This is a genomic window from Anaerolineae bacterium, from assembly GCA_011176535.1.
Taxonomy (GTDB): domain Bacteria; phylum Chloroflexota; class Anaerolineae; order Anaerolineales; family DRMV01; genus DUEP01.
In genome coordinates, this window is the sequence record DUEP01000038.1 from 1 (window position 1) to 25,362 (window position 25,362).

Below are 25,362 nucleotides of genomic sequence, written 5' to 3' on the forward strand. Positions count from 1 at the left end.
TGGGGGTGGGCGGCAGGGTGGGATAGCCGGTGGGGGAGGGTGAAGGGGAAGGGGTGCCCCCAGGGAACACCACCGGCGTGGCCGTGGGGCTGGCGGTCGCCGTAGGAGTGGGGGTAAAGGTCCACACCGGGAAGGGGGAGGGTGTGGACAGCCTTTGGGTGAGCGAGGCTCCGGTCTCGCCCAGAGCGGCGGCCAGGCTGCCTAAGGCGCGGATGTCGCGCTCCGGCTGCCCTTGCTCCAGGGCGTGTTGGGCCTGGGCGGCTAAAGCGCGCATGGGGTTTTCGTCGTGCAGCAGGGCCAGGCGGGCCCGCGCCCGGGCCACGCTCCCATCGTAAAGGTACGCGCGGGCGATGAGCAGGCGGTAGAGGTCTTTGAAGTCGTCGCGCAGGCTGGCCGGTGGGGTGTCCACATACTCCACCGGGGCCAGGCCCCAGGCGATGAAGAGCCCCAGGCCGAGACCGATGACCAGCCCGGTCAGCATGTACCAAGGAAAGGGCTCCCGACGACGACGGCGGTTCATGGAGACTCCTTGGTGGACGCAGGCGCGGCCTGGCGTAGAACCATCAGCAGGTCGCGCATGAGGTACAGGTCGGGTGGAGCATAGCCGATTTCCGTGGCGTATTGCAGGGCCTGGGCGGTGATGGTGGCGGGTTCTTCGCCTAACAGGGCCAGGTATTGGCGGGCTTTGTCCAGATCGCCGTCGAGATGGTAGCCCTCGGCCACCATGAGCACGAAGTCGGTTTTGTAGTCCTGGCGTAAGGTGGCCGGGGTGGTGTCCACCAGTTCCACCGGGTTGATCACCCAGCCGTAGTACAGGCCAAGGCCAAGGCCGACCGCAATGGCAAAGAGGAAGCGCAGCCAGCGTTTGCGCCGCTCGGTCACAGGAACCTCCTGGGGTTCTATTGTGCCACAGGTCGCAGGGACTGTCCAGCGGCGCGCGGTATAATCAGGTCAAATCCCTGGCAAAAGTAACCATGGTGATGGCATGAGCGATTTTATCGATGAGGCCACGATTTATGTGCGGGCGGGGAAGGGGGGCGACGGTATTGTGCACTTCCGGCGGGAGAAGTATGTGCCCAAGGGCGGCCCGGATGGCGGCGACGGCGGGCGGGGCGGCGATGTGGTGCTGGTGGTCAATCCGCATCTGAACACCCTGGCGACTTTTCGCCATCAGCGGCGCTTCGTGGCCCAGAACGGCGGGCGCGGAGGGCCGAACAACCGCACGGGAAAGTCGGGCGAGGACCTGCTCGTCGAGGTGCCGCCGGGGACGGTGGTGTACGATGCCGAGACCGGAGAATTGCTGGGCGACCTGACCGAGCCCGGCCAGCGTCTGGTGGTGGCTCGCGGTGGGCGTGGCGGGCGGGGCAACGCCCGCTTTGCCACCTCGCGTAACCGGGCGCCCCGCATGGCCGAGCGCGGCGAACCGGGCGAGGAGCGTAACCTGCGCCTGGAACTGCGCTTGATCGCTGATGTGGGCCTGGTGGGCGTGCCCAACGCGGGCAAGTCCACCTTCCTGGCGGCGGTGACCAACGCCCGCCCCAAGACTGCCCCCTACCCCTTCACCACCCTGGTACCCAACCTGGGGGTGGCTGAACTGGACGAAAACACTACCCTGGTGCTGGCCGACATCCCCGGTTTGATCGAGGGGGCCCATCAGGGCGTGGGCCTGGGGCATGACTTTCTGCGGCACATCCAGCGCACGCGGGTGCTCATTCACTTGCTGGACGGCCTGAGTGACGACCCGGTGGCCGATTTTGCGCAAATCAACACCGAACTGGCCCTTTTTGACGCCCAACTGGCTGAGAAGCCGCAGGTGGTGGCTTTCAACAAGATGGACCTCCCCGAGGTGCAGGAGCGCTGGCCTGAGGTCAAGGCGGCCATCGAGGCACGGGGCTATGAGGTTTTCCCCCTTTCCGCCCTGGCCCGTGAAGGCGTGCGCCAGGTGCTCTGGCGGGCTCATGCGCGCTTGCAGGAGTTGCCTCCCCCGAAAGCCGAGGAGACTCTCCCTGTCTATCGCCCGGCTGAAGACCCCCGCGAGTTCACCATCGAGAAGGTCGCGGACGGTTTCCGGGTCCACTGTAAGGCTTTGGAGCGTGCCGCGGCCATGACCTATTGGGAGTTGGAAGCCTCGGTGCGGCGTTTCCATCGTATCCTGGAGGCCTTAGGCATCGAGCAGGCGTTGCGGGAAGCCGGGGTCCAGCCCGGCGACACGGTGTACATCGGCGACTATGCCCTGGAATGGGTGGACGAAGAGGAGCCGTTTCCGTGAGCCGAACCAGACGACGCCTGGGTATCTTCGGTGGGACCTTTGACCCGCCCCATCTGGGTCATCTCATTCTGGCGGCCGAGGCATTGGACCAGTTGCGGCTGGACAAGGTGCTGTGGGTGGTGACGCCTCAACCGCCGCACAAGTTGGGCGAACCCCATACGCCTTTGCCTCTGCGGGCGGCTTTAGTGTATGCGGCCATTGGCGACAACCCGGCTTTCGAGTTGAGCACGGTGGAGATGGAGCGCCCCGGGCCCCACTACACGGTAGACACCCTGCGCATTCTGCGCGGGCTATACCCCGACGACGCGTTGGTGTTCCTGGTGGGCGCCGATTCCCTGGTGGGCCTGCCCACCTGGCGCCAGCCCGAGGAGATTTTGCGCCTGGTGGACGAGATTGGCGTGATGCGTCGCCCGGGCGAAGAGGTGCACCTGGAGGCACTGGAGGCGCGTTTGCCCGGCCTGCGGGCCAGAGTGCGGGAGATGCGCGCCCCGCTGTTGGAGATCGCTTCGCGGGAGATCCGCCGCCGGGTGGCCGAGGGGCGGCCTTATGCATACTATCTGCCGCCCGCTGTCGCCCTGTTGATCGACCGCTGGGGATTGTACCGGGAGGTGGTCGCTTCCACCAGAGACGTCGCCGCACAAGAGCCCTTGGGAGGGGTGGGGTGAAGCGTATCGACGACCTCCTCCGTTTCCTTTACGGCCCTGCGCGCGGCGATGAGGCTGCCCGTGCCTTGCAACGCCGCCTGGAAGCCTTCCGGCGCGCGCATCCCCACCTCGCCGAAGCGCCGCCCCCCCATGAGCGCCTGACCCAGCGCGACGCCCTCCTCATCACTTACGGCGATCAGTTCCGCGCACCAGACGAGCCGCCCCTCCAGACGCTGCACCGTTTTTTGCGTGACCATCTGGGACAGGCCATCTCCGGGGTGCACATTCTGCCTTTCTTCCCTTATTCCTCCGACGATGGGTTTTCGGTCATCGATTACCGGCGCGTCAACCCCCAATTGGGCGATTGGCCGCACATCCACGCCCTGGGCCGGGATTACCGGTTGATGTTCGACGCGGTCATCAACCACATCTCCCGCCAATCGGCTTGGTTCCAGGGCTTTTTGCGCGGGGAAGCGCCCTACACGGATTATTTCCTCGTGGTGAACCCCCAGACCAACCTCTCGCAGGTCGTGCGTCCCCGCCCCTGGCCGCTGCTCACCCCCGTGGAGACCGCCCACGGCACCCGACATGTCTGGACCACCTTCAGCGCCGATCAAATCGACCTCAACTACGCCAACCCGGCGGTGCTGCTCGAAATCGTGGACCTGTTGCTCTTTTATGTGGCCCAGGGCGCGCAACTCATCCGTTTGGACGCCATCGCGTATCTTTGGAAGGAAATCGGCACGCCGTGCATTCATCTGCCCCAGACCCATGCGGTGGTCAAACTCTTCCGCGCGGTGCTCGACGAGGTGGCGCCCGGTGTGTTGCTCATTACCGAGACCAATGTGCCCCATGCCGAGAACATCGCCTACTTTGGCGATGGATACGACGAGGCCCAACTGGTCTACAACTTCACCTTGCCGCCGCTCACCCTGCATGCTTTGCTCACCGGCGACGGCAGCCGCCTGACCGCCTGGGCGCGCACTCTGCGCACGCCCTCCCCGGCGACCACTTTCTTCAACTTCCTGGCCTCCCATGACGGCATCGGCGTGCGCCCGGCCGAAGGGTGGCTGAGCGGCGAGGAAATCGCTGCCCTGGCCGAAACCGCTTTGGCCCACGGCGGGCGCGTTTCCACCTATGCCCGTCCTGACGGCTCCCAGGCGCCCTACGAACTCAACCTTACCTGGTACGACGCCCTCAACGACCCCCACCGGCCCAGCGAGCACGACATCCCGCGCTTCTTGGCCTCGCAGGTTATCATGCTCACTCTGGCGGGCGTGCCGGGCATCTATGTGCATTCCCTCTTTGGCTCGCGCAACTGCGGTGCCTGCTTCGCGCGCACTGGCCAGCCCCGCTCCCTCAACCGGGAGAAATTCGCCTATCCCAACCTGGAGGCTCGCCTGTCCACGCCCGACGACCGCGCGGCGCGCATCCTGGCGGCTTATCGCCATTTGTTGGAGGTCCGTGCCTTGCACCCCGCCTTTCATCCCCAGGCCCCGCAGACGGTGCTTGACCTGGGGCCGGCCCTCGTCGCCCTGCGCCGGGGCGCTCCTGAGGGCCCCCTGTACGCTTTGGTGAACCTGACCGACCGCCCGCAGGAGGTGCTGCTCCCGCTGGAACATCCTGCTCCCCGTTGGCGGGACCTGATCGCCGAGGGGGTCTACCAGGCTGGACCTCAAGGGCTGCCGCTGACCTTGGTGCCCTATCAGTCCCTGTGGCTGGTGCCGGAGTAAACCGTTGTGCGCCGTTTTCCCTGTTCCTTGGTGTGGGCATGGACGCGCTGGCCCGTGGTAGGGCTGGCGTTGGTGTGGGGGCTGGGCCGTTGCTCCCCCCTGGGTGGGCCGTGGGGTATCCCCGCTTTCCCCTACGCCGGTGCCCTGTGAGGCAGCCACGGTGCCGCCGGGGGGCGAGGCCTGGTCGCTGCGCCTGGGCGGGGAAGGCAGCGAGGAGATGGAAGGGTTATGGGCCCTACCCGACGGGGGGATGGTGGTTTCCGGCTCCAGCGATTCCTTTCGGGATCCGGCAGGCGAAGCCTGGGTGGTGCGGTTGGACCGGGAGGGGCACATCCTTTGGCAGAAGACTTACGGCGGGCCGGGCGATGAAAGCCTGCTCGATGTCCATCCCATGGCGGATGGTGGATTCGCCGCCGTGGGATACACGGCATCCTTCGGCGCGGGCGGTCAGGATGTCTGGGTGGTGCAACTGGATGCCGCAGGGGACATCCAGTGGCAGAAGACCTACGGTGGGCCTCAGGATGAGCAGGCGTGGTCGGTGGACATCACCCCCGAGGGCGATCTCCTGGTGGCCGGTGGAACGGCCTCCTTTGGCGCGGGTAAGACGGACTACTGGGTGCTGAAATTGACCCCCGAGGGAGAGGTGCGCTGGGCCAGGACGTACGGCGGCCCTGGGGAAGACGGCGGGGGCGGGGATTACGACGAACGTGTGGTCAAAGCGCTGGTGGACCGGGAGGGACGTTACCTGGTGGCTTCCGTCTCTTCTTCCTTTGGCGAAGATGAGGAGGACACCGACCTCTGGGTGCTGCGCCTGGCTCCTGATGGGCGGGTCCTTTGGCAGCGGGCCTTCGGCGGCGTTTATGAGGAGGAGATGTTCGGCTTTGCCCTGTTGGCGAATGGCGATGTGCTGTTGCCGGGGCATACCGATTCGTTCAGCCCCGACCTCAGCGGGGATGTGTGGGTCGTTCGATTGCGCCTGGACGGCACCGTGGTGTGGCAAAAAGTGTACGCGCTGCCCCAGGTGTGGGTCGGGGCGCTGGCGGCCACGGGCACCCAGGACAATGGCGCGGTGATAGCGGCCTATGTGGAAGAGGGGGACGACTGGGATTGGCTGCTGTTCCGCCTGGATGCTGAAGGTAACCTGGGATGGCAGACCCGCTTCGAGGGTGGGTGGGACTGGCCCAATGCGGTGCGCCCTTTGCCCGGGGGCGGTTTTGCCGTGGTTGGCGTTTCCTGGCCGCAGTCCCCTGATGGCCCCTTCGACCTTTGGGTCTCTCGGTTGACGGCAGAGGGTTCTCCGGGCGTGGACTGTGGCTTCGTGCGCCCTTTGCGCCTGCGTGCCTTTCCCTCGGCGATGACGCCTTGGCAGACGCGGGCGGTGGTGATGGATACGCTGGTGCGCCCTCAGGATAGCCGGGCTGTGGTGGAGGACACCGTGGCTCTAAGCAGGCTTCTGTGCAGCGGTCGAGGGCGCCGAGAGAGGAGGCCCGATGCTCGATTTACGCTCGCCCTATCTGGCCCAACATCCTCTGGGCGAGGCGGTGGCCCGTATTTTGGAGGCGGCGCTGCAGGCCGTGGAGCCCGCGATGGCCGTGCGGCGGGCGTTGGCGTACGACGCCCATCAGAGGGTGTTGCAGGTCGCCGGAACCAGGCTCTCCGTGGCGTCACAGGGGCGGATCTGGGTGGTGGCTGTGGGCAAGGCGGCCTACCCCATGGCCTACGCCGCGCGGGAGGTGTTGGGCGACCATCTGCACGGCGGGGTAGTCTTGACCAAAGCGGGCCATGCCGGCCCGTCCTTGCCGCCCCTGGAGGTGCGCGAGGCCGGTCACCCGGTGCCCGATGCGCGGGGCGTGCAGGCGGCCCAGGCCATCGAGGCCCTGCTGGCGCAGGCCCGGGCCGACGATCTGGTGCTGCTCTTGCTCTCCGGCGGCGGGTCGGCTTTGTTGGTCAGCCCGGCCCCACCGCTCTCATTGGAAGACCTGCGGCGCACGACAGATTTGCTCCTGGCCTCGGGGGCGACCATCACCGAGGTCAACGCCGTGCGCAAGCACCTGGAACGCCTTAAAGGGGGACAGTTGGCCCGTTTGGCCGCCCCGGCGCGGGTGGTGGCTTTGGTGCTTTCCGATGTGCTGGGCGACCCCCTGGACGCCATCGCCTCCGGCCCGGCTGCGCCCGACCCGACCACTTTCGCCGAGGCCTGGGCGGTGCTGGTGCGCTACGGGTTGGCCGAGCGCGTGCCGCGGGCCGTGCGGGAACGCTTGCAGGCCGGTTTGCGCGGCGAGATCCCTGAGACGCCCAAACCCGGCGATCTGCTTTTCGCGCGGGTGCGGCACCACATCGTGGGCAGCGTGCGGGTGGCGGCCGAGGCGGCCCTGACCGAGGCGCAGTGTTTGGGCTTCCACGCAGCCATTGCCACCACCACCCTGGAGGGCGAGGCGCGGGAGGTCGGGCGGGCGCTGGCCGCTGTGTTGCGCGAGATGGCCGTCTATGGACGCCCGCTGCAGCGCCCGGCCTGCCTGATCTGGGGCGGCGAGACCACGGTGACGCTGGGCGCCGGGCCCCATGGACGGGGTGGACGCAATCAGGAACTGGCGCTGGCCGCGGTGTACCCCCTGGCCGGGATGCCGGGCGCTTTGCTGGTGGCCTTCGCCACCGACGGCACCGACGGCCCCACCGACGCGGCCGGGGCTGTGGTGGACGGCGAGACGCTGACCCGCGCCTGGGCGCTGGGGCGTGATCCCCGCAAAGCGTTGGCCCGCCACGACGCCTACGACTTCTTCGCGCCTTTGGGTGCTTTGCTGCGTCCTGGCCCCACCCGCACCAATGTGAACGATTTGACGCTGTTGCTCACCATCTCCTGAGAGTGAACGCGGGGCAACGCCCCTGTAGGGGCAGGGCTTTCTGCCCAACTTTGAGGATTTTCGTTGCCCGGTTTGCGCTTCAGGGATGAAAAGGCTATAATTCCCTCAGGTAAAACGATTTCAGGAAAGGGGATCGGCTTTGGAAACCCAACACATTTCTCCCTCGGCCGAGGAACCATCCCCTTTGGGGGAGCACCTGCAACCCGGCGCCATGCTGGCGGACCGTTACCTCATTCAGGAGGTCATCGGTACCGGGGGGATGAGCGCAGTCTACCGGGCCCGGGATATGCATTTCCCCAATATGGTGCGGCTGGTCGCCATCAAGGAGATGGTGCCCAACACGCGGGATCCGGTGGTGCGGGAAAACATTTATAAGCACTTCGAGCGCGAGGCGCACATTTTGGCCGGTCTGCGTCACTCCGCCATTCCCCAAATTTACGACTATTTCCTGCTCAACCATCGCGCCTATCTGGTACTGGAGTTTATTCAAGGGAAAGACCTGGAGATGCTGCTCAGTGAGATTCAGGGTTTTTTCCCGGTGGAGCAAGTGCTGCGGTGGGCTGTGGAACTCTGCGATGTGTTGGATTACCTGCATACGCACAACCCCCCGGTGATTTTTCGGGATATGAAACCTTCCAACGTCATGATCAACCAGTCCGGCCGGGTGGTGTTGGTGGATTTTGGGATTGCCAAGTTGTTTCAGGGGGCACAAAAGGGCACCATGATCGGCACGGAAGGTTATGCCCCCCCTGAGCAGTATCGTGGTGAGGCCACACCGCTGGTGGATATCTACGCCCTGGGGGCCACATTGCATCATTTGCTTACCCGTCAGGATCCCCGTGTGGAACCGCCCTTTTCCTTTGACAGTCGGCCCATTCGGGCAGTGAACCCCGCCGTGCCCCCGGAGTTGGAGGCGGTGGTGATGCGGGCCCTGGAGTACAACCCTGCCAACCGTTTCCAGAGCGCCCGCGAGATGAAAGAGGCCTTATTGTCGGTGGGCTACAAAACGGGCTTGTTGTCCGGCGGGGCCACCGTGCAGTTGGCGGAAGGTCCACCTGCTGTGGAACCCGAGCACAAAGCCATCTGGACCTTCAAAGCGGAGGATGAGATTCGCTCCTCAGCTCTGGTACACGAAGGCCGGGTGTTCGTTGGGAGTTATGACCAAAACTTGTATGCCCTGGATGCGGGGGACGGCAGCCTGGTTTGGAAATTCCCCACCCATGGAGGGGTGGTTACCCAGCCGGTCATCGTGGGCAAGTTGCTGGTCTTTGGTTCGGAAGACCACACCATTTACGCCGTGAACTGGCAGAACGGGCGTGTGGTGTGGACGCATATCACCGAAGGGCCGGTACGTGGTTCGCCTGCCCAGGCGGAAGGCATGGTGTTTATCGGCTCCGACGATGGCCATTTGTATGCCTTGCAAGGCACCACGGGGCGGGTGATATGGCGTTTTGACGCCGAAATAATGATTCGCTCTCGCCCTTTGGTGGTGGATGGACGTCTGTACTTTGGCACGGAAGGGGGGGAGGTTTACTGCTTGGATATGCAAGGCAAAGAGATCTGGCGCTTTCGGGCCAAACGGGCGGTGACCGCTTCACCTGCGTGGGAGGAGCATGCGGTGTTCGTTCCCTCGGTCGACGGGATGCTTTATGCGCTTGATGCCGAGGCCGGCTGGGTGTTGTGGCGCTTCCGCATGGGGCGTGGCTCGATATCTTCTCCGGTAGTCCATGAGCGACGGGTGTATGTCGGTTCCGCCGATGGGCATCTGTATTGCGTGGATACCCGCTCTTCGCGGGAAGTCTGGCGTTTTGCCACGGAGCATCAGGTTTCGGGAGGTGTGCGCATTGCCCAGGGTCGGGTGTACTTTGGCTCTGTGGATGGTAAACTCTATTGCGTGGACGCGGAGCAGGGACGTCAGTTGTGGGCCTTTGAGACCGGGGGGGCGATCACGGCTACGCCGGTGTTGAGCGAAAAGATGCTTTACATCGGCTCGTTGGATCATCAACTCTACGCCCTGTTGATTTGACGGGCAAGGGAGCGGGTATGAAGGAAGCATTGGCACGCTTATGGCAGCGGCTGCGGAGCATGGCTTCCGGTGAAGCCGCGCCTTCCACCGGAGAGGAAATCTCTTCCCAGACGGCACCTTTGCCGGATACTCGCCCGCTGGACACTGCGGAAGTGTTTCAGAAGGCGCTGGCCGATGGCCTTCCCTTGCGACCCGCTCAATGGCAGGTGGGGGTGGGCCTCTCCACCGGGTTGCAGCGCGAGCACAACGAGGACGCGGTTCTGGCGCAGACCCTGACTTTGGCGGCCGGCGAGTATGAGGTGCCCTTCGGGCTCTATGCCGTGGCGGATGGTATGGGCGGGCATCGGTTTGGCGAGGTGGCCAGCGCTGCCGCCATCCGGGCCTTGGCCCGGTATATCGAAACCCATTTGCTCGACCCCTTGATGGCTGACCCCACCGCGGCGCCGGGTGTGCCTTTGCTGGAATTGATAGGGCACGCGGTGGCCGAGGCCAATCAGGCCGTGTTGCAGGCAGCCCCTGGCGGGGGAACAACTTTGACGGCTGCCTTGCTGGTGGGCAAGCACATCACCATTGCTCATGTGGGCGATAGCCGTGCGTGTTATGTTTACCCCGAGGGGCGCCTGCAGGTGCTCACTCGAGACCATTCGCTCGTCAAACGTCTGGAGGAATTGGGCCAGTTAACCGAGGAAGAGGCGGCGGTCCACCCGCAGCGCAATGTATTGTATCGTGCCCTGGGCCAAGGCGAGCCGTTGGAGCCGGATGTTTTCCAAATTCCTTTGCCCAAGGCGGGCCATTTGGTGCTGTGCTCGGATGGCCTTTGGGGCGTGGTGCCCGCCGAGGAGTTCCTCGCCATCGTGCAGGAAGCGGCGACCCCACTGGAGGCCTGTGCCCGTTTGGTGCACCAGGCCAACGAGCGAGGTGGGCCGGACAACATTTCCGTGATCGTACTGCGCTTTGGGGAGGCAGTTGGATGGAGGTAAAGAGGCCCTTGGATGCGGTTTGGGACAACTATTACACGCTCCTTGGCGTGCCCCGAGATGCCACGGCGGAGGAGCTCCAGCGGGCCTATCGCCTGGCGGCACGCCGTTTTCATCCGGATCGCAACCCTTCGCCTGAGGCCACAGAGCAGTTCCTCCGCATTCAAGAGGCCTTCGAGACGCTCAGAGACCCCAAGCGGCGGGCCCGTTATGACCGCAAGTTGCCGGCGTTGGCCGAGGCTGAAGACCTGGTCACCTTGCGCTACCAGGTCAGTTTGCCGCATCTCCCGCTTCTCCAAGAGCCTTTGGTGCTGTATTTGATGCTCACCTTGCAGCCTGTGGCCGAGCGCACCGAGGAGTCGGTTTTGCTCAACCTGGTGCTGGTACTGGATCGCTCGACTTCCATGAAGGGCTCCCGGATGGCAGCTCTTAAACAGGCGACGACGGAAATTGTGGAGCAACTGGGCGAAGGGGATGTGATTTCCCTGGTGGCCTTTGATGATTGGGCCGAGGTGCTCGTGCCGGCGACGCCGATGCAGGGACGAGATCAGGAGCGTGTGTTGGCCGCTGTGCGGCGGCTCAACCCGCGGGGGGGAACGGAAATCCGGCGGGGCCTGGAAACCGCCTACGAGCAGGCCCTGCGCTATTATTCCCCGGAGCGGGTGAATCGCGTTTTGTTGATCACCGACGGGCATACCTACGGCGACGAGGCGGCCTGTCTGGAGTTGGCCCGCAAGGCGGCGGCCCAGGGAGTCGCCATCGACGCTTTGGGGATCGGGAGTGATTGGAACGACAATTTTTTGGTAGAGTTGACCAGGATCACGGGGGGGATTTGCCAGCATATCGCGCAGAGCAGCGATTTGGTCGCCGTGCTGCGGGAGCAGATGCGTGATTTGGGCCATATTCTGGCCGATGGGGTTGAAGTGTTTTTTTATCCGCCGGAAGGGGTGCATTTGCAGCAGGTGTTTCGCCTGACACCGGCGGCCGAGGCCTTGGAGCCGCGGTTCCCGTTGCCCTTGGGGGCGTTGTATACCAATCAGCCGATGACTTTGTTGTTCGAATGGCAGATTGAACCTCTGGCCCTGGAACAGGCTCAACGTGCAGCGCGCCACTTCACCCTGCCCGCGGAGTTCGTGTTTGCCATTCCCTCCCGCGCCCAACCTTGGCATCGTTTGGCTTTTCGGCTCCGATTGCCCATCAAAGAGGAGGTGCCCGATTTGCAGCCGCCGCCTGTGTTGGTGGAAGCGGTCAACCGGGCCACTTTGTATCGCCTGCAGGAAAAAGCCCGCCAGGACGCCGAGGCGGGCCGTTGGCTGGAGGCCACCCGCCGTTTTGAGGATCTGGCCACCCGTTTGCTGATGAGCGGCGAGGTGGAGATGGCGCGCACCGTGCAACGGGAACTGGCGCGATTGCGGCGCACTTCGCGTCTTTCGCCCGATGCAGCCAAGACCATGCGTTTTGGCACCCGGGCCCTGTTGCCGCCACCGCAACTCTTGAATGAGGAGCGTGGGGGATGAATGTCTGCACGCATTGTGGTCAAACGTTGCCTTTTGGCACGCTGTTTTGCCCTGAGTGCGGCGCCCCGTTGCTGGAGCAGGGAAGCACCACCCAGAACTTGCACCGCAACCATTATGGAACGGTGTCGTCGGCGGCCGAGCCCAAGCCAGAGCCCAGCGGTGCGGTGGCCCGGGTGGAGTTGCATCTTCCCAACGGCCAGGTGGTGACTCTGCGCGGCACCGGGGAATGGACCTTGGGCCGCCAGATTGACACCAGGGCCGTGGATGTGGATTTGACATCCCACGGCGGATATGAGCACGGAGTCTCTCGGGTGCATGCTGCGTTGCGGGTCACCCCCGACGGGGTTTTCCTGATCGACCTCCAATCTTCCAACGGCACTTTCCTCAACGGACTGCGGTTGCGCCCCCATGTCCCCTACCCGTTGCGGCATCAAGACAAGGTCCTGTTGGGGACTTTTCCGCTGCAGGTGTTTTTGTTCACGACCTGAAGACCTCACCGTTTTTGGAGGGACGCGATGCCTACCTTGTTGTTGCATCTGCCCAACGAAGAACCCATTGTGGGCGAAGTGGACGACCTCCCTTCGCCGCAAGATACGCTGATTGTGCTCAAGAACCCTCGACGACGGGATGGCAAAGATGTGCATTACATCGAACCCGAGGTGACCACGGTGCTTTTCCCCATCAATCGGGTCACATTGATTGAGGTGTTGCCCTCCCTCGAGGAACAGGAAATCATCGGCTTTGTGCGTGAATAAGCGGAAGGAGGGATGATGCAGGAAAAGCGGCACTATCGGATTTTGGTGGTGGACGATGAAGAACGCATGGTGCGCTTCATCCGGCTCAACCTGGAACACGATGGCTTTGAGGTGCTGGTGGCCTTCAATGGCCGCCAGGCGCTGGACCGTGTCCGGGAAGATTTACCAGATTTGGTGCTGTTGGATGTGATGATGCCCGAAATGGACGGATTTGAGGTGTTGAGCCTGTTGCGGGAGTTCAGCGACGTGCCTGTGATCATGCTCACGGCCCGCAGCACAGAGGAGGACATCGTGCGGGGATTGAATCTGGGAGCCGATGATTACATTACCAAGCCGTTTAGCCCGCGAGTGTTGGTGAGCCGTGTACGGGCGGTGTTGCGACGGGTGGAAGCGGCGCGCGGCACAGTGTCGGGCGTCATCGAAGTGGACGATCGGCTGAAGATCGACTTCGACCGCCGCGAGGTGTGGGTGGAGGGCAAGTTGGTCAAACTGCGCCCCACCGAGTACCGCCTGCTTTACCATCTGGTGCAAAATGCCGGACGGGTGCTCACCTATGAGCAGTTGCTGCGCAAGGTGTGGGGCTATGAGTACGGCTCGGAGCATCACTATGTACGGCTCTACATCAACTATCTGCGCCAGAAACTGGAGGAGAACCCGTCCAATCCCAAATACATCCTCACCGAGCGGGGTGTGGGGTATCGGTTCGTCGATTTTCGCCGTTTGCGGCAACAACAAGCCTCGTCGCAAAACCAGGAGGGAGATACGGCCTCCAGGGGGTAATACTGGAAAAGAATTGAAAAAGCAACGGCGCCTCTTGCAAGCGCCGTTTTTTTATCAGCCCCCGATGATGGGGCCACCTGCTCTCCTTTGGCGTCCTGCTTCACCGGCGCGGGAGATGTTGGCCACGCTGAAATGTTCATCCCGCGAAAGGCAGTCAAGGGTGCACTTTTGATGAAACGCTAATTTTTCTCTGATGCATCTCTAACAAAAAGGCGCTATGTTAAGAGTGCCGCAAGGGTTGAGACGGCCATTCTCCCCTCCGCTGAGGGGATAAAAGGAGGTGAGATATGACGCTGACCAGGTGGGAACCCTTCCGCGAATTGATGACGCTCCGGGAAGCCATGGATCGGCTCTTTGACGAGGCCTTCACCATGCCGCTGCGCTTGACCGACGGTGCGGGGTTGTTGCCGCTGATCGACATGTACCAGACGCCTGAAGCGGTGGTGGTCAAGGCTACCATGCCGGGTGTGAAGCCGGAAGATCTGAACATCACGGTGCAGGGTGATGTGTTGACCATCAAGGGTGAGGTCAAGGCTGAGGAAGAGGTAAAGGATGCCACTTACCACATCCGTGAGCGCCGCTTTGGCACTTTCACCCGCACCATCCAGCTGCCGGTTCCCGTGGTGGCCGACAAGGCGCAAGCCGAATTTGAGAACGGCATCCTGACTTTGACCTTGCCGAAGGCCGAGGAAGTGCGGCCCAAGACCATCACCGTCAAGGCGAAGAAATGATCCATCCCGCAGCCAGGCTCACCGGGGAGGTCTATCCTCCCCGGTATTCCTTACTTGTGGAGAGAGAACCATGCCCCACTACACCTTTCGTTGTGAGGAATGCGGAATCGTTTTTGAGCGTTATTATTCTTTCCAGGAGTCTTTGGAAGGTATCCAGTGCCCTCAGGGACATGCTCGTGTCGTGCGCCTTTATCGCCCTCCGGCCATTGTCTTCAAGGGGAGCGGTTTTTACGTGACGGATCACGGCCGAAACAACGGTAATGGGCAAGGCCCTAAATCGTCCGAAAAGAAGGTCACTCCATCTGAGGAGAAGACGGTCAAAGGCGAAGCCAAGGCTCAGGCGACGCCTCAGGCAGCGTGATTCCCAGGTCCGATAAGAAGCAGCGGATGCGGCGGAGGAAGTTTCCGCCGCGTTATGTTTTCCCCGGCCGGCGGTTCTCGAGCATAATCAAAAGAACGGAACCAAAAACGGCTTGTCGGAGAGCATAGAAGCGGATATGCGTATCGGTTTTGTGTCCACCCGGATGGCTGGCACCGACGGAGTTTCATTGGAGACCCGCAAGTGGGCGGCGATCTTTCGCCGTTTGGGCAGTGTGGTGGTGCCCAACATCTTCGACTTTTCTCAGACGGCACCGGGTATCACCCATCGGAACGCGGATTTGCGGCGTGCGTTGCCATTGAACGACCAGCATCTGTTGATTTTGCAGCCGACCCGGGTAGTGCGCCGTAAAGGCATCGAATTGGCCCTGTCCCTGGTGTGCCAATTGCGCCGTTGGCCCAACCGGCGTCGGTTGCTGAACAAGGAACCTGTGTTGACCATTTCGCACCATGCCAGCGATGAAGACTGGGGGTATCTGGAGGAATTGCGCGCCCTGGCGCGACGCTGGCGGGCCCCGTTGTATTACGCGGCGGCGCATGGTGGAGCGCAATTATCAATTGGCCCGTGAACACTTCTCCTATGAGGCGGTATTGCCCGTGTTGGCCGATTTGTTGGAAGGGAGGTCTTGCCTGAGCAGGGTACCGCGACCGTGTCGTTGTCGGTTGGAAGGGGATACGGGGCCGAGCCGTTTCAGGGGAAAGACAGCGTAAATCCCGGCGCAGAGCGATTTGTGGAACATGGATGGCGCAGGGGGGAGCAGCATGCGCACTTGAGGCCTGGTGAGCCATGCTATAATCCAGCCAACCGGTAGGGAACTTTGCGCTTGGGAGACAATGGTGACGGGATTATGGGCCGTGGCTTTGCTGTGGATAGGCGCTGGAGGGGTAGGGCTGATTTATGGCACCCGTCGTCACCGTCGTGGCGCGTGGTGGCTTTCGGCGTTGGTGGCCCTGCTCGCCTTTTTCGTGGGCGGTGGTTTGGGCGCACCGGCCCGTCCCGTAGGGTGGGCTTTCCCCTGGCAAGGGGCAGGCTTGGGGGGTGGGGGTCCTGAGTGGGTGGTTTCGGCGGAAAACTGGCCCTGGTTTCTGCTGGCGTTGAGCCTTCCGGCCGCGGCCTTGCTCTCCGTGGTGGGGTATGCCGCAGAACGGCCCCACGGACGCATCTGGGCCGGCGTGCTGGCCCTGGGCGGCGTGGTCTCGTTGGGGGCTTTGGCGGGCAATCCCCTGACTTTGTTGTGGGTCTGGGTGTTGTTGGACGGTGTGGCGCTCACGGCAGCGTTGATTGACTCGCGGGCCGAAAAACATTCCCAGGCGGTGGCGGTGGCGTGGGGGCGCAGTGTCGGCTGGTTGGGCTTGCTGGGGAGCCTCTTTGTGCCGGCGTCCACCGCGGCGGCCCTTTTGACCTTTGCGGTGATGTGGCGTCTGGTTTGGCAACTTTGGGATGTGACGGCGGATCAGGTCCAGGGTGCTCTTCGAGGCTCAGGAGGGCTTTTGCGGCGCAGCCAGATATTACTCACGCTGATGGCCTTGCGTTTCTGGCCCTCTGGGGTTGAGGGCGTGGCGTTAGGGTTCATTGGGGCATTGGCCCTGGTAGGGGCATTGGTGGTGGCCTTTGGACCGCCGCCACGGGCGGGCGACGGTGTGGGGATGGCGTTGGGGGCGTGGGCCGTGTGGGCCGCTGCCCAGGGCCAACGGGATGCCCTCGTCGCTCTGGCGGCCCTGGCCATAATGTGGGGCGTGTTGGCCGATGCGGGCGCAGGTGGGGGGTGGCTCACCTGGCCGGCTTGGGGGGTGTTGTTGGCCTCATTGGCCTTGTTGCCTGGATCGCCGGGCGGGGCCGTGCGGGCCCTGTGGCTTCGCCTGGGGCCGAGCGCGCGAATGGCGCTCTTTGGGGCCTGGCTGTTGCTCGGCGTGGGCGTGGGAAGGCACCTCTGGCGTGCGAACCGTCAAGGTCGGGGGACGGCCCTTCCCGTGGGCGCTCAGGGCGCGTATCTCCTGGGTTTGGCTTTGCCGGGCGTGGCAGCCCTTCGCTGGAGCCTTTCGCTGAGGAATGGCGGTCTGGTGGGGTGGGCCTGGCTGGCCCTGGCGTTGGGGGCTGGGGTATGGTTCGGCGTGCGCCGCTGGCGCCAACGCTGGCCTGTCGCCAGCGAACCAGGCCCATGGAGACGCGGGAGCCAACGGGCGCATCAAGCCCTGGCAGATACCCTCTGGTCGCTGTACCGGGGTCTGCAACGCAGCATAGCCTTTATCACGGCCCTGATGGAAGGGGAAGGCGGCGTGTTGTGGGCCATGGTGCTGCTGGGCGGATTGATCATCTGGATGACCAGGGGGGCACGATGAACGAAAACCAGGTGTTGGAGGTGATGGCCGCTGGGGCCATGGTCACGGCGGCGTGGGGGAGCCTGGTGGCCGCCCGGTGGCGGGTGTTGGTGGCCTGGCTGGCGGTCGCCCAGTTGGGGGTCTTCGCCCTGCTGTTGGGTGCCTGGCCGCCAGCGCAGGCGGCGGCCTGGCTGGTGGCCGGTTGGTTGACGGCGGCCATCCTGGGATTGAGCCAGCAGGCCGCCCCAGCGCAGCCGGAGTCGTTCGACCTGGGCGATACGGTTTTGCGCCTTGCTGTGGGTGTGTTGGGTATGCTGGTGGCACTGTCGCTCGCCCCCCAGGCATTGTCCTGGTTCCCCGGAAGTAGCCTGCCGCGCGTCTTTGGGGGATTGACCATGGTGCTGTTGGGGTTGATGCAGGTGGGCTTGAGCCATCATCCCTTGCGGGTGACGGAGGGTTTGTTGCTGGTGTTGGGTGGGTTTGGCGTGTTCTACGCGTTGTTGGAAACCTCATTGCTGGTCACGGCTTTGCTGGCGGTGTTGGAGATTGCCGTGGCTCTGGGATGTGGCTACATCACGCTGTTACTTGCCCCCGTTGGGGAGGAGCGGTGATGAAAGCGCCCTGGCTCTGGATGCTTCTCCCCGGATTGCTGGGGCTGGTGTTGCTGGTCTGGCGACCGCCTACCCGGCAAGGGGCGTGGTGGGCGGGGGCGTTGGGCTTCGTGCTGCTGTCCGTGGCTTCAGTGGTTCCCATTGAGGCAGCCGTGTTGTGGGGACGATGGGCCTTCCGGTTGGACGCCAGCATGGTCGTGCTGGGACGCCAGTTTGTGTTGCCCGATGCGGCCCGGCCATGGCTGATCATGCTTTACGCTGGGCTGGTGCTCTGGATGGCAGGGGCGTATGCCGCCCGCGCACCGGCGTACGCCCCCGGCCTAGCTCTGATGACGATAGCTCTGGGCGTGGGGGCTTTGGCAGTACGCCCTCCGTTGTACGCCGTGTTGCTGATGGCCATGGCCGCCTGGGGAAGTCTCCCCTTGTTGGTGCACCGGGAAGCGCCCCAGGCGCGAGGGGCGGTGCGTTGGTTGGCGTTTCAAACGCTGGCCGTTCCTCTGTTGTTGTACGCTGGCTGGTTGCTTTCCCTCAACCAGGGGGGCGGTGCAACGCCGCTCAGCCTGCGTGCGGTCGGGCTGTTGGGATTGGGCGTGGCCTTGCTGCTCGCCTTGTTCCCCTTCCATTCGCCTATCTCTCTCCTCAGCGAAGAGACCTCGCCGCACGCTTTGGTGTGGATTGTTTTGTTGACCACCGGGGTGGTGGGCACCTGGGCGATGGGGTTTCTCTATGGCCTGCCCTGGGTTCGAGAAGCCCGGGTTCTGCTCTGGTTGCGCACTGTGGGCGTTTTGATGTGGGCTTTGGGTGGGCTTATGGCCCCGTTTCAGCGTCATGCAGGTCGGATGCTGGGCTATGCCGTGCTGGCCGAGGCGGGCATGATGCTCGTGGCTTTGAGTTTGCCTGCTCAGGAAGGCGTGCCCTTGTTCTTCCTCCTCTGGGTGGTGCGCCTTGTGGCTTTGGCGCTTTGGGGGACTGGCTTGGCGAGGTTGCGCATCGTTGGTGGCGGGTTGGCTTTTCGGGGTTTGTTGGGCTTGGGCAGGGCGTATCCGTTGGCGTCGGTGAGCGTGGTGGTGGCAGCGTTGACCCTGGCCGGGGTACCATGGTTGCCTGGATTTCCCACCCGCATGGCGTTGTGGGAGGCCCTGGCTCGTACTTCCCTCTGGGCGTTAGGAGGGGCTTTGTTGGGAACAGGGGGGTTGGTGGGTGGGGCTTTTCGTCTGGTAGGGGGGTTGTTTACGGGGGCTGGAGAGCAGGAGACGCCCACGGAGCGCAAATTTGCCTGGGGAGATGTTTTCCCTTTGGGCATGACGCTGTTCCTGGTCGTGTTGGGTGGGCTTCTCCCGGATTTGTGGGTGGTTCCTCTGATCGAGATAGTTCAACGGCTCTGGTTGCAATCGCCGGGGCCGTGATTGCCCCGTGCTATAATGGCGGCGAACAAACCCGCATGATGGATGAGGTGCGTCGATGGCGGAGTTTAATCCCGAACAAATTCTCCAGCGTATGGAGTGGTTGGAGCAAGAGCGCCGTAAGGATCGGACGACCATTGCCTCCTTGCAGGAGCGATTGGTGGCATTGGAAGGTGAGTTGCGTGGGGCGCGTGATGAGGTCAAGGGGTTGAACGATGAGGTGGCACACCTGAAAGCCATGCTGGCCAAAATGGATCACCTGGAAGCCAGGCTGGCAGAACATGAAGAAGCCGCTGCTGCGCGACTGGCGGAACAGGAAGAGCGGATACAGGCCTCGTGGAAACCGGAAGTGGAGTGGCTGAAGCAACAGGTGGAGGACTTGCAAACCGACTTCAAGCGATTGGAGCAGGAGGCCCGGAAATGGCCCTCTTTGGAATCCCGCCTGGCAGAGACCAAAGACACCTTTAATCAGGTCAATCGTCGGTTGGCTGAAGTGGAATATCGCATGGGAGCCATCGACGAACTGCGGGAGGAGCAGCAACGCACGGCGCGTTTGTTGCAAGAGGCGCAGGACCGCGAGACCCGGCGTCTGAGCGACCTGCAAGGCGAGGTCAGCGCCCTGCGGAAGCGTCTGGAGGAGCGGCTGGGGCAGTTGCAGTTGCTCGGCGAGCAGTTACAGAAAGTGGAGATACGCATCGGCGAATTGCGGGCTGCCGAAGATGCGCGCTTGCAGGAGCAGCAGGAGTTCATCGAGAGCCAGATGCGCCAGCAGATTGACCGTGAACGGATGTGGAAGCAGTGGGAAGCCCGCTTTGGGGAAATCGAGCGTCTCTCCCAGCAAATGGAAGCCCATGTGGAGGCGTGGCAGGAAACATTGCGCAACTTGCGGCAGGCCGAACAACGCTTTGAGGAGATGACCGAGCGGCTCGATCGCCGCATCCGCGAGATTACCGAAATGCAGCGGCTCGCTGAAGACCGCTTCCGCCAGGAGTGGCACGCGTTCAAGGCGGACGATCAAAAGCGCTGGGCGAATTATGTCCTGGCCCAGGAGGAAAAAGGCCGCGATCTGGATCGCCGCTTGGAGAAACTCCACGCCGATTTGGCCCGCCTCCAGGAACAAGCCCAGATGTTGACCGACCTCCTGAACATGAGCGACGAGCAGACCCGCAAGCGTTTGCAGGCGCTGGTTGCCCTGGCTCAGGAGTGGCTGCAGGATTACGAGCGCACACTGAAGGCGTTGCGCTGAGGTTAAGGCGAGGCCTGCCAGACCCAACGCCCGCCCACCATCGTGGCCAGAGGGCGTTGGGAGGGGAGGGCTTCAGGGGGCAATCGAAAGGGATCGTGCCGCAAAACGATGAGATCCGCCGCATAGCCTGGGGCTAGTCGCCCGAGGTGGTTTTCCCATCCGGCGGCATAGGCCGGACCGGTGGTGTAGGCAGCCAGGGCTTGCTGGAGGGAGAGCCGCTCTTGGGGATACCAGGCCTGCTCCGGGGTGTCCAGAGGCGCCCGTTGCACGGCGGCGTATAGCCCCAGCCAGGGGTTGGGCGCTTCGACCGGCGCATCGGAGCCGAAAGCAAGCACGGCGCCCTGGTTGCTGATGCTGCGCCAGGCGTAGGCCGTAGCACAGCGTTCGCCCCAGGCGCGTTGGGCAAAGGGGCGGTCGCTGAGCGCGTGGAAGGGTTGCATGGAGGCGATCACTCCCAGCCTCCCGAGGCGGGGTACATCTTGCGGATGGAGCAACTGGGCGTGTTCGAGGCGGTGGCGGAGAGGGGGGAGCCCCTGGGCGCGTTCGTAGGCGCGCAGGTGTTCGTACGCGTTGAGCACTTCGTGGTTGGCCCGGTCGCCAATGGCGTGGATGGTCAGGCTGAGGCCATGCGTCACGGCACGGCGGGCAAAGGCCAGGATAGCCTCGGCATCCAGCAGCAACATGCCTCGCTCTCCGGGGCGATCCGTGTAAGGCTGGAACATGGCGGCTGTGCGTGGACCCAGAGCGCCATCGGCAAAGGCTTTGAGTCCGCCGAGGCATAGCCAGTCGTCGCCGAAACCGGACCGCAGGCCGGCCTCGATGAGCGCATCCAAGGCCTCGATGGGGAGGTTTTTGAGTACGCGCAGGCGCAGTTCGCCCCTTTCGTGTAGCCGTTGCAGGGCGCGGAAGGCCGGAACGCGATCGAAATCGTGCACGCTGGTGATGCCCAAGCCCCACAGGGTCTCTTGGGCGTGGCGCAGGGCGGCGAGGGTTTCCTCTTCCGTGGGCGGGGGGATGATCTGAGAGGCCAGACGCATCGCCCCTTCGAAAAGCAGGCCATTGGGGCGCCCCTGGTCGTCGCGGCCGATGCGTCCGTTGGCCGGGTCTGGGGTTTGGGCGGTGATGTGGGCCTGGGCCAGTGCTGTACTGTTCACCCAGGCGGCGTGCAGCGATTGGGCTGTCAGATACACCGGATGATGAGGAGCCACTTTGTCCAGATCGGCGGCCGTAGGAAAGGCATCCCCCCAGTCGTTTTGGTTCCAGCCGTGGCCCAGGATCCATTGGCCGGGTGGGGTCAGGCGTGCGCGTTGAGCGACGCGCGCCAAGCAGGCCTCTTTGGTGGTCGTGGCGCAGTCCACTTTGCGCAGGTTGAGCGCGTAGTGTCGCAGATGGATGTGGGCGTCGGTCAGCCCGGGGAGTACGGTGGCCCCGCCCAAATCTTCTTCCCGCTGGATGCAGGTGGCATAGGCCTCCCGCAGGTCTTCTTGACGACCTATGGCCTGGATTTTGCCCTGGGGGCCAATGAGCAGCGCCTCGACCACCGGTTGGGTGGCGGAGAAAGTATAAATCCGGGCGTTACTCAGCAATTCCATGGGGTACACTCCTTGCGCTGGCGTTGTGTGGCAGCCATCGGGCCGTTTTTTGACCGGAGAGCCGCTGCCTTCATCTCTCCTCGCCGGGTTCAACATATCACATCAAGCGCCATAAGGCAATGCAAGTCGCTTGACTCAACTTAGGGTACAATCAAAACCATGCAGAGGGTGTGGTGGGTTTTGCGTTTTCGGCGCCGACGGGAACAGGCCCCTGCGCGGCGTCGGCAGCATCGCTGGGGACAGTGGGCCTGGACGTTGGTGACCCTGGCTGTGTTGGGGGTTTCGCTGGTGACGCCGTTGGCGGCCTGGTTTTACGCTCAGGTGACGGCGGATTTGCCGTCTCCCGAGGCCCTGGCGACCTGGGTGGCGTTCCCTCAAGGGCGGATTTACCGGGTAACGACCATCACCGACCGCCGTGGCGAACCGCTGGGGCGGTGGAACACCCCCTCTGGGTTGTACTTGCCCCTGTCGGCCTTCCCCCCAAAGGTGGTTCCCGTGTTTCGGGCGGTGCTGGCCGCGGCCGATGAGGTGAGCGACCCGGCTGAGGCGGTGGCTCGGCGCCTGGTGCGTGGCTGGCTATTGCCTGAGGACCGAGAGGGGAGGTTTGCGACCTGGCGGGTGGCCCTGCTGGCTCGCCAGGTGCGCCAGAGATACGACGACGACACTCTGTTGACCTGGTATCTGAACACCGTGCCCCTGGGCAATGAGGCCTATGGGCTGGACGCGGCGTCGCGCTGGTACTTTGGTCATGGTGCACGGGAATTGACGCTGGATGAGGCGCTCACCCTGGCCGTCGTCGCCCTGGCGCCGGACATCAACCCTTTGTCTAGCCCGGCGTTGACCCAGGAGCGACGCGACGCCTGGGCCACCCGGCTGGTTGAGGCCGGAGTGTTGACCTCTGAGGAAGCGCAGCAGATCGCCGCTCGGCCCCTTTCTTCTCCCCTGGTACCGTCGGCTTCTTCTTTGCCCTGGCTGGCGCGCTTGGCGCTGCAACAGGCCGTGGAGGCTCTGCACTGGCCTGCACCCAGCAGGGGCCTGATGTTGCGCACCTCGGCCGACGCTGATCTACAGCAACAGGCTCAGTGCCTGGCTCAGGCCGTGATCGATGCCCAGGCGACGGACGATTGCGAAGCTGCCCGCCTTCTGCCGGCCTCGGCGTTCCGGGAGCCGCTTTCCGGGGGGCGGGCAGAGGCGGTAGTGCTGGATACTGCCACCGGGCATCTGTTGGCTTTTGCAGGGTATCCGGGAAAAGATTGGGAAACCTACCCTCTGGGGATGGCCCTGGCCCCTTGGGTTTATCTGACCGCCTTTAGTCGGGGCCTGTCCCCGGGGGCCCTGATTTGGGACATCCCGGCCACGCTGCCCCCGGGGGTGGAAGCGAGCAATCCCGACGGGGTGTTCCACGGCCCCCTCTCTCTGCGCATGGCCCTGGCTAACGGTTACACGGTGCCCGCTTTGGGGTTGGTCGCTCAGTTGGGCGGCGATACCGTTTTCCAGACGGCCCGTCAGGCGGGGCTGGTCGGCCTGCCCGTGACGGATGGAAGCCAGGTGTATGCCTGGCTGCTGGGCGAGAAGGGGCACCTGAGCCTGTTGGATATGGCTTATGCGTTGACCCCTTTGGCCACTTTGGGGACGCTCCTCGGTGAGCCGATAGGGCGCCGGGCCCAACCTCGCCCTCCGGCGCTGCTGGAAGCCAAAACGGCTGCGGGCCAGATTTTGCTGGGGTGGGAAAAACCGCCACGCCGCACGGTGCTGAGCCCCGGGTTGGCCTATCTGGTCACCCATGTGTTGCGCGACGCCCCGGCCCGTTGGTCGGCCTTTGGGCACCCCAACCCCCTGGAAATCGGTCGTCCGGTGGCGGCTTTTGTGGGGCAGGCGCGTCAGGGGCAGGTGGTGTGGGTGTTCGGCTACACGCCCCAGCGGGTGGTGGCCGTGGTGGTGGCCGTGCCTCAAGGGGAGGCGCGAGCTGCCGCGCTGGCGCTTTGGCATGCCCTGGCCCAGTACGCTCTGGCCGACCTTCCCGTCAAGGATTGGGTAACGCCGCCCGAGGTGAGCACCATGACGGTGTGCTATCCTTCGGGCTTGTTGCCGACGGCGGAGTGCCCCACGGTGGTGAATGAAGTGTTTCTCTCGGGGAATGAACCCACATCGCCGGATACGCTCTATCGCCGTCTGGCTGTGAATCGCGAGACGGGCCGGCTGGCCACGGTGTTTACCCCGCCGGAACTGGTCGAGGAGCGGGTGTTTCTGCAGGTGCCCCCAGAGGCCCGTTCGTGGGCCGAAGGGCTGGGGGTTCCGCTGGCACCGCAGGCCTACGATCTCATTGTGCCCCCCAATCCGCCGCCTCAGGCAAGGTTGACTTCCCCCGCGCCCTTTGCCTATGTGGGCCAAAAGGTGGTTTTGGAAGGGACGGCCACAGGGGAAGGCTTTACCGGTTATGGGGTGCAGGTGGGGGCAGGGATCAACCCGCAAACCTGGGTCACGGTGGCCCAGGGAGATCAGCCCGTGGAGCAAGGGGTTTTAGGTTCCTGGGACACTTCCGATTTCCCCGCAGGGTTGTACACGGTGCAGTTGGTGGTCACCACCCAGGGCCAGCGCGTGTTCAGCCACACCTTGCCGGTGGTGGTGGATCGCACGCCTCCCCGGCTGTTGATTTTGTACCCCCCTTCGGGAGAGCAGGTGGCTTACCAGGCTGGAGAAGTTTTGCTGGTCAAGGTGCACGTGGAGGATGCTTACGGCGTGCGGGTGGTGCGCTTGCTGGACAACGGACGGCCTGTGATGCAGACCACGGAGCCCCCGTTTACCCTGGTGTGGCCGTTGCGCCTGGGAGAGCATGTGCTTACCGTAGAGGCCCTGGATCAGGCAGGAAACCGCGCCAAAGCCGAAGTGCGCGTGCGGGTGGAAAAGTAACACCAGCGTGTCGGAAAGCCAGAGAAAAACAAAACTCCCCATTTGTCAAATAACCGGATGGGGAGATTTTGACAGTCGGGGCGGGCGGATTTGAACCGCCGACCTCACGGACCCGAACCAAGTGTCAAATTCCAATTGGAAACAGGGGAAGCCTTCTCGTGCTCCCTGCTCACATCTTGCAACACAATGTGAAGATAATGCTGGCTCATATCCAGCGTCGAATGCCCCAGTAAGCGTTGGAGGGCATACACGTTCCCGCCGTTGCGCAGAAATTGAATGGCAAAAGTATGCCTGAACCGATGAGGGTAAACTTTGAAAACTCCCGCCCTGTTCCCAATTCTGTAGAGGGTCAGCCGTACGGCATGGCGGTCCAGGGGACGGCCTTTGTCGCTTGCAAAAAGAGGGGTGCGGCTAAATTTTTGGGAGCGAGGTTGGATGCCTCGCTCCTCAAGATATGCTAAGATGGCCTGGGCCGTTTCGGAGGAAAAGGGGATGACCCGCTCTTTGCTTCCTTTGCCCCGGACGAGGACGGTCTGCTCCTCAAAATTGATGTCCCGGATTTCAATTTTCCCTGCTTCGGAGGCTCGTACTCCTGTATCCAGCAGAAAAA

General features: G+C 63.5%; 22 protein-coding genes. 18 read left to right on the top strand and 4 right to left on the bottom strand.

The window, feature by feature from the left end:
- Together G4O04_05030 and G4O04_05035 are read right to left on the bottom strand one after the other, a co-directional pair.
- Positions 1-520 (bottom strand): hypothetical protein (locus G4O04_05030; protein HEY57885.1); only part of this gene is annotated, 520 nt, incomplete at its 3' end.
- Positions 517-882 (bottom strand): hypothetical protein, encoded by a 366-nt coding sequence (locus G4O04_05035; protein ID HEY57886.1) that lies wholly within the window; start codon positions 880-882, stop codon positions 517-519. The genes G4O04_05035 and G4O04_05030, both read right to left, overlap by 4 nt.
- A 103-nt stretch (positions 883-985) precedes the next feature.
- Here G4O04_05035 and obgE point away from each other — a divergent pair, with 103 nt between their 5' ends.
- From obgE to G4O04_05120, 17 genes are all read left to right on the top strand, one after another.
- A complete protein-coding gene (gene obgE / locus G4O04_05040) occupies positions 986-2,269 on the top strand; it encodes a GTPase ObgE (GenBank protein HEY57887.1) in 1,284 nt (427 codons plus the stop codon).
- A complete protein-coding gene (nadD, locus tag G4O04_05045) occupies positions 2,266-2,934 on the top strand; it encodes a nicotinate (nicotinamide) nucleotide adenylyltransferase (GenBank protein ID HEY57888.1) in 669 nt (222 codons plus the stop codon). Before obgE ends, nadD begins: the two co-directional genes overlap by 4 nt.
- A 65-nt stretch (positions 2,935-2,999) precedes the next feature.
- Positions 3,000-4,646 carry a sugar phosphorylase gene (locus G4O04_05050; GenBank protein HEY57889.1) on the top strand — a complete coding sequence of 549 codons (1,647 nt, stop codon included), beginning with the start codon at positions 3,000-3,002 and terminating at the stop codon, positions 4,644-4,646.
- A 1,490-nt stretch (positions 4,647-6,136) separates the two neighbouring features.
- Positions 6,137-7,507 carry a glycerate kinase gene (locus G4O04_05055; protein ID HEY57890.1) on the top strand — a complete coding sequence of 457 codons (1,371 nt, stop codon included), beginning with the start codon at positions 6,137-6,139 and terminating at the stop codon, positions 7,505-7,507.
- A 139-nt stretch (positions 7,508-7,646) separates the two neighbouring features.
- On the top strand, positions 7,647-9,533 hold the full coding sequence (locus G4O04_05060) for a serine/threonine-protein kinase (GenBank protein HEY57891.1): 1,887 nt from the start codon (positions 7,647-7,649) through the stop codon (positions 9,531-9,533).
- A 17-nt stretch (positions 9,534-9,550) separates the two neighbouring features.
- A complete protein-coding gene (locus tag G4O04_05065; protein HEY57892.1) occupies positions 9,551-10,513 on the top strand; it encodes a serine/threonine-protein phosphatase in 963 nt (320 codons plus the stop codon).
- Positions 10,504-12,027, top strand: coding sequence for a DnaJ domain-containing protein (locus G4O04_05070; GenBank protein ID HEY57893.1), 1,524 nt, complete (start codon positions 10,504-10,506; stop codon positions 12,025-12,027). The genes G4O04_05065 and G4O04_05070 overlap by 10 nt, the downstream gene beginning before the upstream one ends.
- Positions 12,024-12,515, top strand: coding sequence for an FHA domain-containing protein (locus tag G4O04_05075; protein ID HEY57894.1), 492 nt, complete (start codon positions 12,024-12,026; stop codon positions 12,513-12,515). The genes G4O04_05070 and G4O04_05075 overlap by 4 nt, the downstream gene beginning before the upstream one ends.
- A gap of 27 nt (positions 12,516-12,542) precedes the next feature.
- Positions 12,543-12,782, top strand: a complete 240-nt coding sequence (locus G4O04_05080) for a hypothetical protein (protein ID HEY57895.1) — start codon at positions 12,543-12,545, stop codon at positions 12,780-12,782.
- Positions 12,783-12,794: 12 nt separating this feature from the next.
- On the top strand, positions 12,795-13,562 hold the full coding sequence (locus tag G4O04_05085) for a response regulator transcription factor (protein ID HEY57896.1): 768 nt from the start codon (positions 12,795-12,797) through the stop codon (positions 13,560-13,562).
- Between the two features lie 287 nt (positions 13,563-13,849).
- The gene (locus G4O04_05090; protein HEY57897.1) at positions 13,850-14,293 is read left to right on the top strand and encodes an Hsp20/alpha crystallin family protein; all 444 of its coding nucleotides are present in this window, start codon (positions 13,850-13,852) and stop codon (positions 14,291-14,293) included.
- Positions 14,294-14,363: 70 nt separating this feature from the next.
- Positions 14,364-14,654 (top strand): FmdB family transcriptional regulator, encoded by a 291-nt coding sequence (locus G4O04_05095; protein ID HEY57898.1) that lies wholly within the window; start codon positions 14,364-14,366, stop codon positions 14,652-14,654.
- Between the two features lie 136 nt (positions 14,655-14,790).
- The gene (locus G4O04_05100) at positions 14,791-15,240 is read left to right on the top strand and encodes a glycosyltransferase family 4 protein (protein ID HEY57899.1); all 450 of its coding nucleotides are present in this window, start codon (positions 14,791-14,793) and stop codon (positions 15,238-15,240) included.
- A 268-nt stretch (positions 15,241-15,508) separates the two neighbouring features.
- On the top strand, positions 15,509-17,011 hold the full coding sequence (locus G4O04_05105; protein HEY57900.1) for a hypothetical protein: 1,503 nt from the start codon (positions 15,509-15,511) through the stop codon (positions 17,009-17,011).
- On the top strand, positions 17,008-17,601 hold the full coding sequence (locus G4O04_05110) for a hypothetical protein (GenBank protein ID HEY57901.1): 594 nt from the start codon (positions 17,008-17,010) through the stop codon (positions 17,599-17,601). Before G4O04_05105 ends, G4O04_05110 begins: the two co-directional genes overlap by 4 nt.
- Positions 17,601-19,007 carry a hypothetical protein gene (locus tag G4O04_05115; protein ID HEY57902.1) on the top strand — a complete coding sequence of 469 codons (1,407 nt, stop codon included), beginning with the start codon at positions 17,601-17,603 and terminating at the stop codon, positions 19,005-19,007. The genes G4O04_05110 and G4O04_05115 overlap by 1 nt, the downstream gene beginning before the upstream one ends.
- Before the next feature lie 55 nt (positions 19,008-19,062).
- A complete protein-coding gene (locus G4O04_05120; protein ID HEY57903.1) occupies positions 19,063-20,250 on the top strand; it encodes a hypothetical protein in 1,188 nt (395 codons plus the stop codon).
- 2 nt (positions 20,251-20,252) lie between these two features.
- Here the strand turns inward: G4O04_05120 and G4O04_05125 are convergent, their stop codons facing one another.
- Positions 20,253-21,842, bottom strand: coding sequence for an amidohydrolase (locus tag G4O04_05125; protein HEY57904.1), 1,590 nt, complete (start codon positions 21,840-21,842; stop codon positions 20,253-20,255).
- 159 nt (positions 21,843-22,001) lie between these two features.
- On the opposite strand from G4O04_05125, the gene G4O04_05130 reads away from it, so the two are divergent.
- Positions 22,002-24,752 carry a hypothetical protein gene (locus G4O04_05130; protein HEY57905.1) on the top strand — a complete coding sequence of 917 codons (2,751 nt, stop codon included), beginning with the start codon at positions 22,002-22,004 and terminating at the stop codon, positions 24,750-24,752.
- Between the two features lie 104 nt (positions 24,753-24,856).
- On the opposite strand, the gene G4O04_05135 is transcribed toward G4O04_05130, so the two are convergent.
- Positions 24,857-25,362, bottom strand: a 506-nt coding sequence (locus G4O04_05135; protein ID HEY57906.1) for a tyrosine-type recombinase/integrase, incomplete at its 5' end; no start/stop codon positions are given.